Origin of the sequence: Bradyrhizobium sp. CCGUVB1N3 (assembly GCF_024199925.1) — a bacterium.
In the GTDB taxonomy this organism is placed as follows: domain Bacteria; phylum Pseudomonadota; class Alphaproteobacteria; order Rhizobiales; family Xanthobacteraceae; genus Bradyrhizobium.
In genome coordinates this window covers 7,093,742-7,108,615 of record NZ_JANADR010000001.1, presented here as the reverse complement: position 1 = coordinate 7,108,615, position 14,874 = coordinate 7,093,742, and the positions used below count along the sequence as shown (strand labels likewise).

Below are 14,874 nucleotides of genomic sequence, written 5' to 3'. Positions count from 1 at the left end.
CCGCTGTCATGCCCCGCGAAGGCGGGACATCCAGTACGCGGCAGCCTCTCCGTATTCGTCGTCGCCTCTGGAATACAGGATCGCCCGCCTTCGCGGGCGATGACGCCTGACTGAGGAGCGACGCTAGAGATCGTTGCCTAACTATCAAACATGATCACGCTGCGCAGCGTCTTGCCGGCTTTCATGTTGGCGAAGCCTTCGTTGATCTCGGAAAGCTTCAGCTTGGCCGAGATCCAGTCCTCCAGGTGCAAGCGGCCGCGCAGGTAGAACTCGACCAGGCGCGGCATGTCGACGCGGAAGTGGTTCGAGCCCATCGACGAGCCCTGGATCTTGCGCTCGCGCAGGAAGTCGAAGCCGTGAAGCTCGATCTTCTGCCCGAACGGGATCATGCCGACGATCGTCGCTGTGCCGCCGGAGGCGAGCATGCCGAACGCCTGCTCCGCGGTTTCCTTGCGACCGAGCACCTCGAAGGAATGATGCACGCCGCCATTGGTGAGGTCGCGCACCTGCTTCACCACGTCGCCGTCGGCGGGATTGATGATGTCGGTGGCGCCGAGCTTGGTCGCGAGCTGGAGTTTGGCCGGGTTGGTATCGATCGCGATGATGCGACCGGCACCCGCAATCTCGGCGCCGTTGATCGCGGCCATGCCGACGCCGCCGCAGCCGATCACCGCCACGGTCTCGCCAGCCTGAACTTTTGCGGTGTTCACGACCGCGCCATAGCCGGTGATCACGCCGCAGCCGATCAGCGCAGCAAGCTCGAGCGGCATGTCCTTGCGAATTTTGACGATCGCGTTCTCATGCACCAGCATCTGCTCGGCGAAGGATGACAGATTGAGGAACTGGTGCAGCTTCTCCGGCTTCGACCATTGCATCCGATCGGAGACACCCGGCAGCATCTTCACCGTGGTGTCAGTGCAGAGCACCGTGCGTCCCGTCGTGCAGTTGTCGCAGGTGCCGCAGAACACGGAGAGGCAGGTGACGACGTGATCCCCCGGCTTCACATAGGTCACATCGGAGCCGACCTGCTCGACGATGCCTGCCGATTCGTGGCCGAGCACCGCGGGCAGCGGATGCGGATAGAGCCCTTCCATGAAGTGCAGGTCGGAGTGGCAGAGGCCGGCGACCGCGGTGCGGATCAGGACCTCGCGCGGGCCCGGCTTCGGCAGGCTAACATCCTCGATGACGAGTGGCTTGTTGACTTCGTAGAGGACGGCAGCCTTCATCGGGCACTCCCTATCGCTTTTCTTTGGTTTATACGCGAGGCGCAGCCTACGCTGCCAAGATCAGTTCGCCAACCTCGGCCATCGCAGCCGTACGGACGCCCAGTAGCAGCGACACGATGGCTTGTTGGGTTGGATTTTCCGTGAGTCGGAACGGATCGCTTGGCGATACCCGATGATCGATCACGAGCCGCGACAACAGCAGTCGTCGCGCATCGCCGCGCATCTCGTGGATGCGATGCGATTCCCATGCAAGCGCGACGGCGCTTGCGACATGATAGAGCAGGCTGGTGGCGCGCCGCGCATCGGCTTCGTTGTCGGCGCTATCAGCGACCTCGCGCGCGAAGCCGACCGCGCGATCGGTGAGCCCGCGCAGGCGATCGCGCCATGCTTGCGGCACGGTCGGGCTGTCGTCGAGCCGGGCGTGCAGATCGGCCGCGAGCGCGGCCTCCGCGCCGTGGCGGCCGACCGCGCGGGTCAAGGCGTCGATCGCGACGATGTTGCCGGTGCCTTCCCAGATCGAGCCGAGATGGGCATCACGCAGCAGCCGCGATGTGGCGAACTCCTCGATATAGCCGATGCCGCCGCGCATCTCGAGCGCATCGCCGCAGACCTTTCGCGCATCGCGCGTGGCGCGGAACTTCAGCGTCGGCGTGAGGATGCGCAGCAGCGCCGCGGCATCCTGGCTGCCGGCTTCGGCGCGGTCGAGCGCGTCGGCGGTGAGAAAGCTCATCGACAGCGCCTGCTCGACCGGCAGCAGGATCTTCATCATCTGCCGCCGACCGAGCGGCAGGTCGATGATGCGCTTGCCGAACACCACGCGGTTGGTCGCGACCGTCATCGCGTCGTGGTAGGCGCGGCGCATCAGCGCCGTCGACTTCACGCCATTCGAGAGCCGCGAGGAGTTGACCATCTCCGCCATCTGCACGAAGCCGCGGTCGAGCTTGCCGACCGCATAGGCGATTGCGCCTTCGAGCTTGATCTCGCCCGAGGCCATCGAACGAGTGCCAAGCTTGTCCTTCAGCCGCACGATCCGGTAGTGGTTTTGCGAACCGTCGTCGAGGAAGCGTGGCATCAGGAACAGGCCGACGCCGCGCGTGCCGGGGCCGGCGCCCTCGGGGCGCGCAAGCAGCATCACGACTTTGGCGTCGGCATTCGAGCAGAACCATTTTTCGCCGGTGAGCCGCCAATGATCGCCGTCCTGCACCGCGCGCGTCGTCAGCGTGCCGACGTCCGAGCCGCCCTCCTTCTCGGTCATGAACTGGCCGCCCTGCGTCAGCTTGCTCATGTCGGTCTGGGTCAGGCCGTCCAGATATTTTGCCTTCAACGCCTCGCTGCCGAAATTCGCCAAGAGCTTGGCGCAGCCATCGGTGACATTGATCGGGCAGCCCATGCCGAATTCGGTCTGGTTGAACAGGAAGGTGAAGGCGTGCTTGGCCACGACGGGATACTTGTCCGGCCAGCCCATGATGCCCTTGCGAATCGACAGCGCGTGAATGCCGAACTCGCCGAACGCAGCCTTCTCCAGCTCGCGATAGGCCGGATGATATTCGATCCACTGCACGTCGCGGCCGAACTTGTCGCGCTGGTGCAGCACCGGCGTATGCCGGTCGGCGAGCCGTGCGCATTCGTCGAGAGTGCCGCCGGCGAGCTCGCCGAGACGGTCGAGATGCGGCTCGATGTGACGGAAGAGCGGATCGGGCAAATGGATGCGCAACAGGTCCGTCAACGTCGGATCGGCGCGGTAGAAATTCATGCCTGTAGTATCGGGCGCAAGCAGGCCTGACTGCTCGGCCGCGGCGCTTTCCTGCTGCGACGTGCCCGGCTTGTGCATGATCGACCTCTTTTCGTTTCCGTCCCGCGGCATTTTCCGCCGCTTTGGTGCTTGCTGCTTGGGATGATGTCGATCATGCTCCAGGCGAGGATGCGGATAAAGCCGCAAATCGTCAGGGAGGCATGAGCGTGGCGATGGCCTGGACCGCCCTGCGGAATTGTGATCGGCCGCCTCAGTGGACACGGCTGGTCGCTCGAGCGAAGCATGCATAGATCCGCTGTTCCTGCTCCCCAGAGGATCGCACCATGGAACATCCCAAGTACAACATTGCGCTCATCGTCGGTGCCGGCGAGGGCCTGAGCGCTTCGCTGGCAAGACTGTTGTCTGCGCAAGGCCTGCGCGTGGCGCTCGCCGCGCGAAAGATCGAAAAACTCGGCGCGCTCTGCGGCGAGACGGGCGCGAAGGCCTATGTCTGCGACGCAACCAAACCGGAGGAGGTCGAGCGCCTGTTCGGCCTCGTCGCGCGAGAGATCGGTACGCCCGACGTCGTGGTCTACAACGCCAGCGGCCGGACGCGCGGACCGTTCGTTGAGCTCGTCGCAGCCGATGTCGCGCAGTCGATCACGGTCAGCGCCTTCGGCGGTTTTCTGGTGGCGCAAGAGGCGGCCAAACGCATGCTGCCCAACAGGCACGGCGCGATCCTGTTCACGGGCGCGTCCGCGAGCGTGAAGGGCTATGCGCAGTCCGCGCCATTCGCGATGGGCAAGTTCGCGCTGCGCGGGCTTGCGCAGAGCATGGCGCGCGAGCTGGCGCCGCAGGGCATCCATGTCGCCCATTTCGTCATCGACGGCGGCATCCGCAGCGCAGCGCGCACGGAGGCGCCGGACAGACCGGATTCGATGCTCGATCCCGATGCGATCGCGCAGAGCTATTGGAACGTCCTGCAACAGCCGCGCAGCGCTTGGGCCTGGGAAATGGAGCTGCGACCCTGGGTGGAGAAGTTTTGAAGTGAACTGCCGTAGGGCGGGCAAAGGCGCGCAGCGCCGTGCCCACCTCTCATGATCAACACGGAATGCAGAAGTGGTGGGCACGCTGCGCGTTGCCCACCCTACGGGAGCAGGCAAGCATGACCACCGAAACCATCATCGACACCGGCACCGACGAACTCCTCTGCGTCATTCGCGACCGCGTCGCGGTGATCACGCTGAACCGGCCCGAGGCGCGCAATTCGCTGTCGGACACGCTGACGCCGGCGCTACGCACCATCATCCGGACCTGCGGCGAGGATCAAAATGTCGGCGCGCTCCTGATCACCGGCGCGGGACAAGCCTTCTGCGCCGGCGGCAACGTCAAGGGCATGGGCGTGCATCGCGACAAGGCCAAGCTCGAAATGTCCTTCGACGACCGGGTCGCCGATTTGCAGGAGCGGCAGCGGTTGCTCACCGGCGCGCTGGTGTCCGTGCGCAAACCGACCATCGCGGCGCTGCCCGGCCCCGCGGTCGGCGCAGGCCTTGCGATCGCCATGGCCTGCGACATCCGTATCGCCGCACAATCGGCGTTCGTTACCACCGGCTATGCCCGCGTTGCGCTCAGCGGCGACTATGGCATCGCCTGGCTGCTCACGCGTCTCGTCGGCACGGCGCGGGCGCGCGAATTGATGTTCACGGGCGACAAGGTCGATGCCATCAGGTGCGAGGCGATCGGCCTCGTCAATCGCGTCGTGCCGGACGACAAATTACAAGAGGATGCCTTCGCGCTGGCCAGATCGCTGGCCGAGGGCCCCCGGCTCGCGCTGCGCTACATGAAGGACAATCTCGACGAGGCCCTGCTGTTCGATTTCGAGACCGCCCGCGACCACGAGGCCGGACGGCTGATCCGCCTGACCACGACGGCCGACCACAAGGAGGCAGTGCAGGCCTTCATCGATAAACGCAAGCCGGTGTTCACGGGCAAGTAACGGGCTCCGCCGTTCATTCGGAAGCGCTCGATATTTCGTAGCCCGGGCTGACGGTCGCGACCTCGACCGACTTTACCGGCGCTGCCACCGCGTGATCTGGGCAAAAAACAAGCCCGGTTCTGGCTCACCAGAACCGGGCTTCGAGTACGGTCAGGCTGTGGCTGAGGGGCTTTCGGCCTGACGGGAAAGAGCGGCGAGACGCCAGCTTGCGCAGGGAATGTCCTTCGGCTCGATGGCGATCTCCTTGTCGAACCGCACCAGCTTCCAATCGTCGGGATGATTGACGAAGGCGAAGCCGGATTTGCGGGCCAGCGACACCATCACAGCGTTAGAACGCAGCGTGTCGCCGAAGATGTGCTCGGCTCCAAAGGCGGCCGCGCGGCATTCGAGATTTTTGAGCAGCGCCGTGCCGATGCCGTGGCCCTGCCAGCGGTCGTCGACCGACAGGCCGAATTCGACGGCCGATGTCTCGGCGTGGAAGGCGTAGCGCGCCTCGCCGACAACGGTCTCGAATCCATCGACCATCATGGTCGCGATTACGCTAAAGCGCTCACGCTCGCCGACATGGGTGAAGTCGTGCAGCAGCGCCTTCGGCAGCTCACTCAACGCGCCGAAGAAACGGTTGTAGCGGGAGCGGGACGACAGCGAGCGGAAATAGTGCTGGAGTTCCTCCGTGTCGCGCGGCTCGACGAAGCGCAGCGTGAGCGCGTCCCCGTGACGGGTGCGCAGCGTGTCCGAATATTGCTTGAGATCATCCAGGCGCAGCGTGCTCATGGGAGTCTCCCGCGGCGAGAAAGGGACCGCCGGCGCCCCTCTTCTGAGGCGGCGCCGGCCGGGCGGCCAATCAGGCCCGCCAGAAGGGTTTTTCAGCCTCGAAGGCAATGTCACCCCAGGAGAGACCGACGTCCTGGAGATCACGCGTGGTCCACTGGGACAGCTCTTTGCGGGTGCGGTAGCGCTCGTGCCAGACATGGAGGGTCTCCCCGATCTGGTACAGCAAGCTTGGCGCATGATGATTTGTCATCGAATTGTCGGTGAGCGTAGACATTTTCAGCTCCTGGAGCTAACTTCCACACGCAATATCTGCCTTGCCTGACGTTTCGACAAACGACAATTTGAACCCTTTCGCATGAAATAAGCTCATGCATCCTGCTGCCAAATGACTGCCAGATTGCCCTCCCTGAACGGTTTGCGGGCGTTTGAGGCCGCCGCGCGCCACCTCAGCTTCACGCTGGCTGCGGCCGAGCTGAACGTGACGCAGACCGCGATCAGCCATCAGATCCGCAGGCTCGAGGAGGAGCTCGGCATCCGCCTGTTCGTGCGCCAGAACCGCGCCCTGGCGCTGACGCCCGAAGCGCGAGACTACCTTCCCGGCGTCCGCGCCGCCTTCAACGACCTCAGGCTCGCGACCGACCGGCTGCTTCGCAAGGACGACGACAAGGTGCTGACCGTTTCGACCATCGCCTCGCTCGCCGCCAAATGGCTGCTGCCGCGGCTGACCAATTTCCAGGAGCAGCATCCCGGCATCGACGTCCGCATCACCACATCGACCAGCCTGGTCGATTTCCAGCGCGACAATGTCGATGCCGCGATCCGTTACGGCCGCGGCCAATGGCCGGGCGTACGCGCCGAGTGGCTGATGCGGGACGAGCTGTTCCCGGTGTGCAGCCCCTCGCTGCTCAGGGGCGACAAGCCGCTGCGCGCACCTCAGGACCTGAAAGACCACGTGCTGCTGCACACCAACAACGGCGACGACTGGCGGCTGTGGCTGACGGCTGCGGGACTATCGACCAGCATTTCCAAGCAGCCCGGCATCACCTTCGACATGACGCTCATGACAGTGCAGGCGGCGATCGACGGCATGGGGGTGGCGATGGGGCGGACTACCTACGTCCAGGACGATATCGCCAAGGGCCGCCTCGTGGTCCCCTTCCGGATCGCACTTCCCGCCGATGCCGGGTTCTACCTGGTCGCACCAGACGGCCGCCGCGAGGCGCCGAAACTGGTCGCGTTCCGCGACTGGTTGGTCGCTGCAGCGCAGAATAAAGCCTGAAAAATCATCAACTTCGGCGGCGAAATCGGTTGACTCCCGCAACCTCGTGCGAGAGGGGTAAGACAGATTGTCGCAGCACGATCCGTCGCCTGCCGTGAAAATGAGTTCCGGTCCGGCTACATCTTCAGGGAGCAAGCGTCATGGCTGGACCGGCCACTTCAACCAATCCACCCGAGATCAAGTCGCGCATCGGCGCGATCCTGCGCGCGACGTCGGGCAATTTCCTCGAACAGTTCGATTTCTTCCTGTTCGGCTTCTATGCCGCCGCGATCGGCAAGGCGTTCTTCCCCGCAGCCAATGAGACGGCTTCGCTGCTCAACACCTTTGGCGTGTTCTGGCTCGGCGCGTTGATGCGCCCCGTCGGCGCGATCGTGTTAGGGGCCTATATCGACCGCATCGGCCGCCGCCAGGGCCTGATCGTCACGCTCGCGATCATGGCGGCGGGCACGGTCGTGATCGCGTTCTGCCCGAGCTACGCGACGATCGGCATCGCCGCGCCGATCATCGTTCTGCTCGGCCGCCTGCTCCAGGGATTCTCCGCCGGCGTCGAGCTCGGCGGTGTGTCGGTCTACCTTGCGGAGATCTCGACGCCGGGCAATCGCGGCTTCTACACCTCGTTCCAGTCCTCGAGCCAGCAGGTCGCGATCTTCGTGGCATCGATCCTCGGCTACATCCTCTCCGAGCTGATGCCGGCCGACACCGTCGCCAACTGGGGCTGGCGCATTCCCTTCTTCGTCGGCTGCCTGATCATTCCGCTGATCTTCTTCCTGCGGCGGACGCTCCAGGAGACGCCGGAATTTTTGGCGATGAAGAAGCATCCGACCGCCGCGCAAGTGTTCTCGTCGGCCCTCGCCAACTGGCGCATCGTCATCCTCGGCATGATGATCGCGATCCTCACCACCACGACGTTCTATTTCGTCACGGTCTACACGCCAACCTTCGGCAAGACGGTGCTGAAGCTGTCGACGCAGGATGCGCTGCTGGTCACGCTGCTGGTCGCGGTGACGAACTTCATCTGGAATCCGGTCGGCGGCGCACTGTCGGACCGCATCGGCCGCAAGCCGGTGCTGCTCACCATCGCCTGCCTGTCGCTGGTCACAGCCTATCCGGCGCTGCATTGGCTGGTGGCCGCGCCGACCTTCGGCAAGCTGCTCGCGGTCGAGATGATGTTCTCGTTCTATTTCGGCGTCTACAGCGGCACCATGCTCGGTGCGCTCGTCGAGATCGTGCCGGCGCATGTGCGCACCCTGCTTCTCGCTCGCCTTCGCACTCGCGGCCGCCTTGTTCGGCACCTTCACGCCGTTCGCCTCGACCTGGCTGATCGAGCGCACAGGCGACAAGGCGTCCCCGGGCTTCTGGCTGATGTTCGCCGCCGTGCTCGGCATCATCGCGGCCTCGACCGTCTATCGCGGCGGCGGCAAGGCGGTGGCAACGTACGATCCGGTGGCGGAGCCGGTTGCAGGTCACTAACCATATTGTCATTCCGGGGCGCCTCGAAGAGGCGAGCCCGGAATGACAATGGTGCTAAAGCTCCACCACCACGTAGTCACTCTCGACCTTGACGGGGATCGTCTCGGCGACATACGGCCCCTTCACGACGCTCGCGCCCGGCTCGACATGAGCCGGATACGCCTTGACGCGGAAGCGGCGGGGGTCGCAGTAGGATTGGCCGGTGCGCACGTCGAATTCCCAGCCGTGCCAGGGGCAACGGATGATCTCCCCCAATTTGCTGTACTCGATCTCGCCCGGATCCTTGGATTGCGCGAGCCCGATCAGAGGTCCCTCGCACAGCGCCGCGCCCTGATGCGGGCAGCGATTCAAGAGGCCGAAATACTCGCCCTTGATGTTGAAGACCGCGATCGGCCTGCCGTCGATCTCCAGAAATTTGCGCGTGCCGGGCGGGAGTTCATCCACCGGCGCGATCACGTGTCGCGCCATGCCTTATGTCTTCCACATGATCTCCGCGCAAACGCGTTCCGCGTTTGTCGCGAGGAAAAACCGCTTCCCACTTTTTCGGATCATGCGGTGATCCCATAAAGCTTCCGCGCATTGCCCAGGTAAAACGCCTCGCGGTTGGTTTCGCTGACGCCGGGCGGCAGCACGCGCGACGGCTCGTCGTAGTCCCAGTGCGGATAGTCGGTCGCGAACAGAAGCCGGTCCCAGCCGATCCATTTGATGACGTCGAGCAGGTCTTCGCGCCGCTCCGGATCCTCCATCGGCTGCGTCGTCCACCACACCTGCTCGCGGATATATTCGGACGGCGGCCGCTTCACATGCGGCACCTCGCTGCGCAGCCGCTGCCAGACCTTGTCGAGCCGCCAGGCGAGCGACGGCGTCCAGCCGAAGCCGGCCTCGATCATCACCATCTTCAGTTTCGGGAAGCGCTCGAACACGCCTTCGAGCACCAGACTCGCGAGCGCCGATTGCTGGCACTGCGAATGTCCCACCATTTCCTCGATGTAGTAGCTCGGCCAGCCCGAGGGCGTGATCGGATTGCCGCCGAAGCCGAAGGCGTGCACGCCGACCGGGAGGCCGGCCTCTTCCGCGGCCTGATAGATCGGCCAGTAACGGCGCTGGCCGATCGGCTCGACATTACGGCTGAGCAGCAGCACCTGAACGAAGTTCTTGTCGCCTGCGCGCTCGCGGATCTCCGCAGCCGCCGTCATCGCATCCTCATTGCCGACGACGATCGAGGCCTTCAGCCGCTTGTCCTTCGAAGTCCATTTGTCGATCTGCCAGTCGTTGATCGCCGAGCACAGCGCCGCCGAGAGTTCGTGATTGCGAATGCCCTGCCCGGTGCCGAGCGGATTGAGCACCCCCAGCTGCACATTGTTGGGATCGAGGTGCTGCTGCTGCATGAAGGAGAGCGAAGAGCCTTGCGGGCCGCCTTCCGGCGGATAGGCATCGCGGCGCGAAGCGTTGGGCTGGGCTTTCGGATAGGGCGGGCCCTCCATCATCCCCTGATAGGCATGCACGCCGTAGACGTCGAGATGATGCTGCCAACGTTTGGCGAGATAGGGATAGAGTTCGGTTCGGGTCGCGCGCGCCGGGTGGATATCGCAGTCCGCAATTGCGGTTTTGGTGGTCAGGGCAGATGCGGACTCGGTCGCTTCGCGGAACTGGATATTCATCGCCTTGCCTCCTTTGGCAGCGGCTAAGTCAGGCGGGGGTAGGTTGCGTGCGGATTGTCGATCATGATCTTGCGCACGAGATCGGGGGTGAGACCTTCGGGCAGCGCGTCCTGGCCGTCGAATTGCCAGTGCGGATAGTCCGTGGAGAATAGGACTAATTCGTCGGACTGCATATGATCAAACAGGCGAATTAATGTCGCCGGATCCGGCGGCGCGTCAAACGGCTGCAACGAAAAGCGGATGTTGCTGCGCACAATTTCCAGTGGCGCGCGATCAACCCAGGGCGTCTCCATTCGCACGCCGCGCCAGAACTTGTGCAGTCGCCAGAGATAGGGCGCGAGCCACGAGATGCCGGATTCCAGCATCACCATCTTCAGCCGCGGATGGCGGGCGAACACACCCTCGACGATCAGGCTGGTGAGCTGGATCTGGAACGCCTGCGCCTGCCCGACATAGTCCTCGATGTGATAGGAGCCCCACCCCACCGCTGTCGGCGGATTATGATAGGCGGAACCGGCATGGACACCGACGACGAGATTGAGCCGCTCCGCCGCCGCATAGATCGGCCACAACGCGCGCTTTCCCAGCGGCGTATCGCCCATGACGAGCATCAGCACCTGCACGAAGCGCTTGTCCGCCGCGCAGCGCTCGATCTCGGCCACCGACTTCTCGACATTTTGAAGGGGAATGACGATCGAGCCGCGCAGCCGCGGTTCCCGGTCGAGCCATTCCTTCGCCAGCCAGTCGTTCAGCGCGCGGCAGAAGGCGTTTTGCATGTCTTCGGAAAACACCAGCTGCACGCCGTAGAGCGGGTTGCAGATGGCGTAGCTGAGCGCGAAGGGATCGAGCACATGACGCTGCATGTCACCGAGATTCGATCCCGGCTTTCCGGTTTCCGGACGCCAATCGGGGCGGGCCGTGATCGGCGAATTCCGCGGATAGGACTGCGAGACCAGATCGACCATGCCGCGCGTCGTCACCTGGTCGCGCCAGTAATCGTTCAGATACGGCAGCAGGCTGGTGAGATGCGGCACCGCCGGGTGCACGTCGCAGTCCACGCCGCCGGCGATCAGGAACGTCATGACGCTTCCTCTTCACGCGCTTGTCCGCGCCGCTTGTTGCAGCCATTCAAGCAGGCCTGCCCGCCGCCTGCAACTCGGCCAGCGCCGCTGTCATATGCTAGAACAGCGCAGCCGGGTTAGTCGGGAGTGAGAGGCAAGATGAAAGATCTCGTGGGGATTGCGGAGCAGGTCGCGGCCAAATTGATTGCGCGCAAACAGACCATCGCGGTGGCGGAATCCTCCGCAGGCGGCCTGATTGCCGCTAGCCTGCTCGCGGTGCCCGGCGCGTCGTCCTACTTTCTCGGCGGCGCGGTGGTCTATACGCGCGATGCGCGGCGCGTGCTGATGGGTATTTCGGATGACGGCATGAAGGGTTTTCGCTCCTCGTCCGAGCCTTACGCAACACTGCTCGCCGAACGAATGCGCGAGCGTTTCGGCTGCGACTGGGGCCTGTCCGAGACCGGCGCGGCGGGCCCGACCGGCAATCGCTACGGCGACGCCGCCGGCCATAGCTGCATGGCGATCGCCGGCCCCGCGACCGAAGTGATGACGCTGGAGACGGCCAGCAACGACCGCTTCGCAAACATGCAAATGTTTGCCGCGACGGCGCTGCGATTGCTGCTAACGAATTTGGACGAGTGACCTTTCAAATCCTCCGCACCATTTGCTCCGTCATCCTGAGGTGCGAAGCCGCGCGATGCAACGCATTGCGCGGGGAGCCTCGAAGGATGAACGGCGGATGCAGCCGGTCCGTCGTCCTTCGCGGCCACCTCAGGATGACGGCGAGAGTGCTCACGCTATCTGCCCAGATGCTTGGTAAAGATCCGCACCACATATCCCCTGAAGCGCGGTGCATCGTCGTAGAGGTCTGACGCGATCCGTTCGATGGTTTCGCGCAGCGAGAGGAATTGCGCCTGGCGCGCGCTGCTCTCCGTGCCCTGCATACCCGCGAGCTCATCCATCGCGGCATCGCTGATCTGGCACGTCACTTCTTCGCCATCATTCAGCATGGTGAAGCGGAAGGCCAGACGTTCGAGGTCATGGCCGATGATCTTGTCGCGCGTCAGCGGCATCCAATTGTCCCGGTCGCGCCCCCGGCCGGGACAATGCGGAAATTTTTTCGGCTTGTCACTCTTACCCTCCCGTCGAAGTGGAGGGTAAGAAAGGGAGGCGCTCTTAGCGGAACGCGAGAAACGGAGGCGGCACTAAACTGCCCGAGGCAGCCCTTCAATACACCAGCGCCGTGCCCGTCGGCTTGTCCAGCGCTGCCGCGAGCGACTTGTATTCCTCGCAACTCGTGCCGCAGATCGCCGCGATCCTTTCCAGGTGATACATCGCCTGCTCGCGATTGCCCTGTTCGAGCTGCCACAGGCCGTAATACTGCCAGGTCAGCACGTGGTTCGGATCGATCGCCAGGGCGTGCTCATACCAGACCTGCGACTGCTTGTAGTCGCCGAGCTTGCGGTAGGAATAGCCGATGAGATTGGCGACGTTCGGATTGTCGTCGCGGCCGAGCACCTTCAGCTGCGCGATCGCGGAGGCGTACTCGTTGCGCTCGTAGATCGTGTCGTAGGCTACGCGATAGGCAGCCGCAAAGGCCGGGTCGCCGATGCTCGACTGATTGTTGGGCTTCTTGCCTTTCTGGGTGGCCTTCGTGCCGAAGCGATTCGGATAGGACGGCGCCGGCGTATTCCGATTCTGGCCTGCGGAAGTGCTCGCAAAGGGGTCAACACCCCCGGCGCCTCCACCTCCACCACCTCCTCCTCCGCCACCACCACCGCCTGCCGCAAAGACCGGGGCGAATGCCGGCAGCGCGAACAGCGCCACCACACATGCTCCCAGCACGACGTACCTGATCAGAGGATTGCTCATGTCTGCTCCTGTGGCCTTGGTCAAGGGAGCCCCGGACGACGTGTAAACCCTGCTCCTCCGGTGAATATTCCGGACGGTATGCGCGCTCACGCAGACGTCAGTGCCGCGTATGACAGTTTCGCTGCCCTAATCGCGCGCCAGCATCAGACGCTGAAGCTACTGAAACGCGACCTCGGCAAAGCTGCGCAGCTTGCGCGAGTGCAGGCGCTCCGATTCCTGATGCTTGAGCCGTTCGAGCGCCTTCAGGCCGATCTCGAGATGCTGGCTGACGCGCTGCCGATAGAACGCGCTCGCCATCCCTGCGAGCTTGATCTCGCCGTGCAGCGGCTTGTCCGAGACACACAGCAGGGTGCCGTAGGGAACGCGGAAGCGATAGCCATTGGCGGCGATCGCCGCCGATTCCATGTCGAGCGCAACGGCGCGGGATTGCGACAGACGGTGAATGACCGAAGCGCCGCTGATCTCCCAATTGCGGTTGTCGACGCTCGCCACCGTTCCGGTTCGCATCAGGCGCTTGAGCTCGAAGCCGGACAATCCCGTCACCTCCTCGACCGCCTCCTCGAGCGCGACCTGCACCTCGGCAAGAGCCGGAATTGGCACCCAGGGCGGCAGCTCCTGATCGAGCACGTGGTCCTCGCGGACGTAACCATGCGCCAGCACGTAGTCGCCGAGCCGCTGCGTGTTGCGCAGGCCCGCGCAATGCCCGACCATCAGCCAGGCATGAGGCCGCAGCACCGCGACATGGTCGGTGACGTTCCGCGCATTGGAGGGGCCCGTGCCGATATTGATCAGGGTGATGCCCTGATAGCCGGGCTCGACGAGATGGAAAGCCGGCATCTGCGGCGCGCGTTCCGGCGCCACCCCGCTCGTGCCGCCGCCGAGCCGCGCGTTGCGGGTGATCACGTTGCCCGGCCCGACGAAGGCATCGATGCCGTCCTCGCCCGAGGCGAGCCGCTGCTGGCAGAGCTGCACGAAGGCATCGACATAGAACTGGTAGTTGGTGAAGATCACGAAATTCTGGAAGTGCTCGGGATCGGTGCCGGTGTAGTGATAGAGCCGCCGCAGCGAATAGTCGACGCGCGCCGCGCGGAACAGGGCCAGCGGCTCCGGCGCTCCGGGTGGCAGCGCGAGCGTGCCGTCGGCGATCGCATCATCCATGGTGGCGAGATCCGGCGTGTCGAACACGTCGCGCATCAGCCGCGTGCCGACCGTATCGCCCGTGCTGATCGCCGCCTCGATGTTGATGTCCCGCCGATAGGCGAAATGAATCGGGATCGGCTCGGAGGACTCGCCAATCTCGACCGGCACGCCGTGATTCTTGATCAGGAGGCCGATCTGCTCGGTCAGATAGGTCCGGAACACGTCCGGCCGCGTCACGCTGGTCTCGTGCACGCCCGGTCCGGCAACGAAGCCATAGGCGAGGCGCGAATCAAGCCGGGCATGCGTCGCTGTGGTGATGCGGACGAACGGATAGAACGCGCGTACGCGCGTCGCCGGCGGACTACCGTTGAGATACGCTTCGAAGTGATCGCGCAGGAATTTCGTGTTGCGCTCGTAGATCTCTTCGAGGCGGGCTACCGCAAGGCTCGCATCGGTGAAGGCTTCGGTGGCGATCGCCGGCGGGGTCTGGATCGGGGCGTGATGCATGTGTCTGACGCTGGAGGTAGCTGCTTGCGTTCGAACTATACCAAGAATGTAGGGCGTGGGGCGGGCAAAGCGAAGCGTGCCCACCATGTCAATTATGAGGAGAGAAATCGGTGGGCACGGCGCTTTGCGCCTTTGCCCACCCTACGAGACCGAACC

Annotated in this window: 14 protein-coding genes and 1 pseudogene; 5 read left to right on the top strand and 10 right to left on the bottom strand. The window is 64.1% G+C overall.

The features are described from left to right. Positions 1 to 137: 137 nt before the first annotated feature. Both NLM33_RS33850 and NLM33_RS33845 read right to left on the bottom strand, forming a co-directional pair. Positions 138 to 1,226 (bottom strand): Zn-dependent alcohol dehydrogenase, encoded by a 1,089-nt coding sequence (locus NLM33_RS33850; protein ID WP_254102853.1) that lies wholly within the window; start codon positions 1,224 to 1,226, stop codon positions 138 to 140. A 46-nt stretch (positions 1,227 to 1,272) separates the two neighbouring features. Next, positions 1,273 to 3,057 carry an acyl-CoA dehydrogenase family protein gene (locus tag NLM33_RS33845; protein ID WP_254102851.1) on the bottom strand — a complete coding sequence of 595 codons (1,785 nt, stop codon included), beginning with the start codon at positions 3,055 to 3,057 and terminating at the stop codon, positions 1,273 to 1,275. Positions 3,058 to 3,302: 245 nt separating this feature from the next. Between NLM33_RS33845 and NLM33_RS33840 the strand changes: the two genes are divergently transcribed. Then, complete coding sequence (locus NLM33_RS33840) at positions 3,303 to 4,004, top strand: SDR family NAD(P)-dependent oxidoreductase (protein WP_254102849.1); 702 nt, start codon at positions 3,303 to 3,305, stop codon at positions 4,002 to 4,004. A 119-nt stretch (positions 4,005 to 4,123) separates the two neighbouring features. Continuing rightward, positions 4,124 to 4,954 (top strand): enoyl-CoA hydratase, encoded by an 831-nt coding sequence (locus NLM33_RS33835; protein WP_254102847.1) that lies wholly within the window; start codon positions 4,124 to 4,126, stop codon positions 4,952 to 4,954. A 150-nt stretch (positions 4,955 to 5,104) separates the two neighbouring features. Here the strand turns inward: NLM33_RS33835 and NLM33_RS33830 are convergent, their stop codons facing one another. Beyond that, entirely contained in the window at positions 5,105 to 5,728 is a 624-nt protein-coding gene (locus NLM33_RS33830) for a GNAT family N-acetyltransferase (protein ID WP_254102844.1), read from the bottom strand. Positions 5,729 to 5,798: 70 nt separating this feature from the next. Next, complete coding sequence (locus tag NLM33_RS33825) at positions 5,799 to 6,002, bottom strand: DUF1127 domain-containing protein (protein WP_254102842.1); 204 nt, start codon at positions 6,000 to 6,002, stop codon at positions 5,799 to 5,801. A gap of 111 nt (positions 6,003 to 6,113) precedes the next feature. Here NLM33_RS33825 and NLM33_RS33820 point away from each other — a divergent pair, with 111 nt between their 5' ends. Both NLM33_RS33820 and NLM33_RS33815 read left to right on the top strand, forming a co-directional pair. Then, positions 6,114 to 7,007, top strand: a complete 894-nt coding sequence (locus NLM33_RS33820; protein ID WP_254102840.1) for a transcriptional regulator GcvA — start codon at positions 6,114 to 6,116, stop codon at positions 7,005 to 7,007. A 140-nt stretch (positions 7,008 to 7,147) separates the two neighbouring features. Beyond that, positions 7,148 to 8,477: pseudogene (locus NLM33_RS33815) on the top strand (MFS transporter). A gap of 54 nt (positions 8,478 to 8,531) precedes the next feature. Here NLM33_RS33815 and NLM33_RS33810 read toward each other — a convergent pair. The 3 genes from NLM33_RS33810 to NLM33_RS33800 all read right to left on the bottom strand — a co-directional run bounded on the left by NLM33_RS33810 (position 8,532) and on the right by NLM33_RS33800 (position 11,220). Beyond that, the gene (locus NLM33_RS33810) at positions 8,532 to 8,945 is read right to left on the bottom strand and encodes a Rieske (2Fe-2S) protein (RefSeq protein ID WP_254102838.1); all 414 of its coding nucleotides are present in this window, start codon (positions 8,943 to 8,945) and stop codon (positions 8,532 to 8,534) included. Between the two features lie 80 nt (positions 8,946 to 9,025). Continuing rightward, positions 9,026 to 10,138: an amidohydrolase family protein gene (locus NLM33_RS33805; RefSeq protein ID WP_254102836.1), complete on the bottom strand. Its 1,113-nt coding sequence runs from the start codon at positions 10,136 to 10,138 to the stop codon at positions 9,026 to 9,028. A 23-nt stretch (positions 10,139 to 10,161) separates the two neighbouring features. After that, positions 10,162 to 11,220 carry an amidohydrolase family protein gene (locus NLM33_RS33800; RefSeq protein WP_254102834.1) on the bottom strand — a complete coding sequence of 353 codons (1,059 nt, stop codon included), beginning with the start codon at positions 11,218 to 11,220 and terminating at the stop codon, positions 10,162 to 10,164. Between the two features lie 138 nt (positions 11,221 to 11,358). On the opposite strand from NLM33_RS33800, the gene NLM33_RS33795 reads away from it, so the two are divergent. Next, a complete protein-coding gene (locus NLM33_RS33795) occupies positions 11,359 to 11,841 on the top strand; it encodes a CinA family protein (RefSeq protein ID WP_254102832.1) in 483 nt (160 codons plus the stop codon). Positions 11,842 to 11,996: 155 nt separating this feature from the next. Here the strand turns inward: NLM33_RS33795 and NLM33_RS33790 are convergent, their stop codons facing one another. From NLM33_RS33790 to NLM33_RS33780, 3 genes are all read right to left on the bottom strand, one after another. Then, positions 11,997 to 12,272 (bottom strand): DUF1488 family protein, encoded by a 276-nt coding sequence (locus NLM33_RS33790; RefSeq protein WP_254102830.1) that lies wholly within the window; start codon positions 12,270 to 12,272, stop codon positions 11,997 to 11,999. Between the two features lie 154 nt (positions 12,273 to 12,426). After that, the gene (locus NLM33_RS33785) at positions 12,427 to 13,071 is read right to left on the bottom strand and encodes a lipopolysaccharide assembly protein LapB (RefSeq protein ID WP_254102828.1); all 645 of its coding nucleotides are present in this window, start codon (positions 13,069 to 13,071) and stop codon (positions 12,427 to 12,429) included. 156 nt (positions 13,072 to 13,227) lie between these two features. Beyond that, on the bottom strand, positions 13,228 to 14,718 hold the full coding sequence (locus NLM33_RS33780) for an AMP nucleosidase (protein ID WP_254102826.1): 1,491 nt from the start codon (positions 14,716 to 14,718) through the stop codon (positions 13,228 to 13,230). Positions 14,719 to 14,874 lie beyond the last annotated feature (156 nt).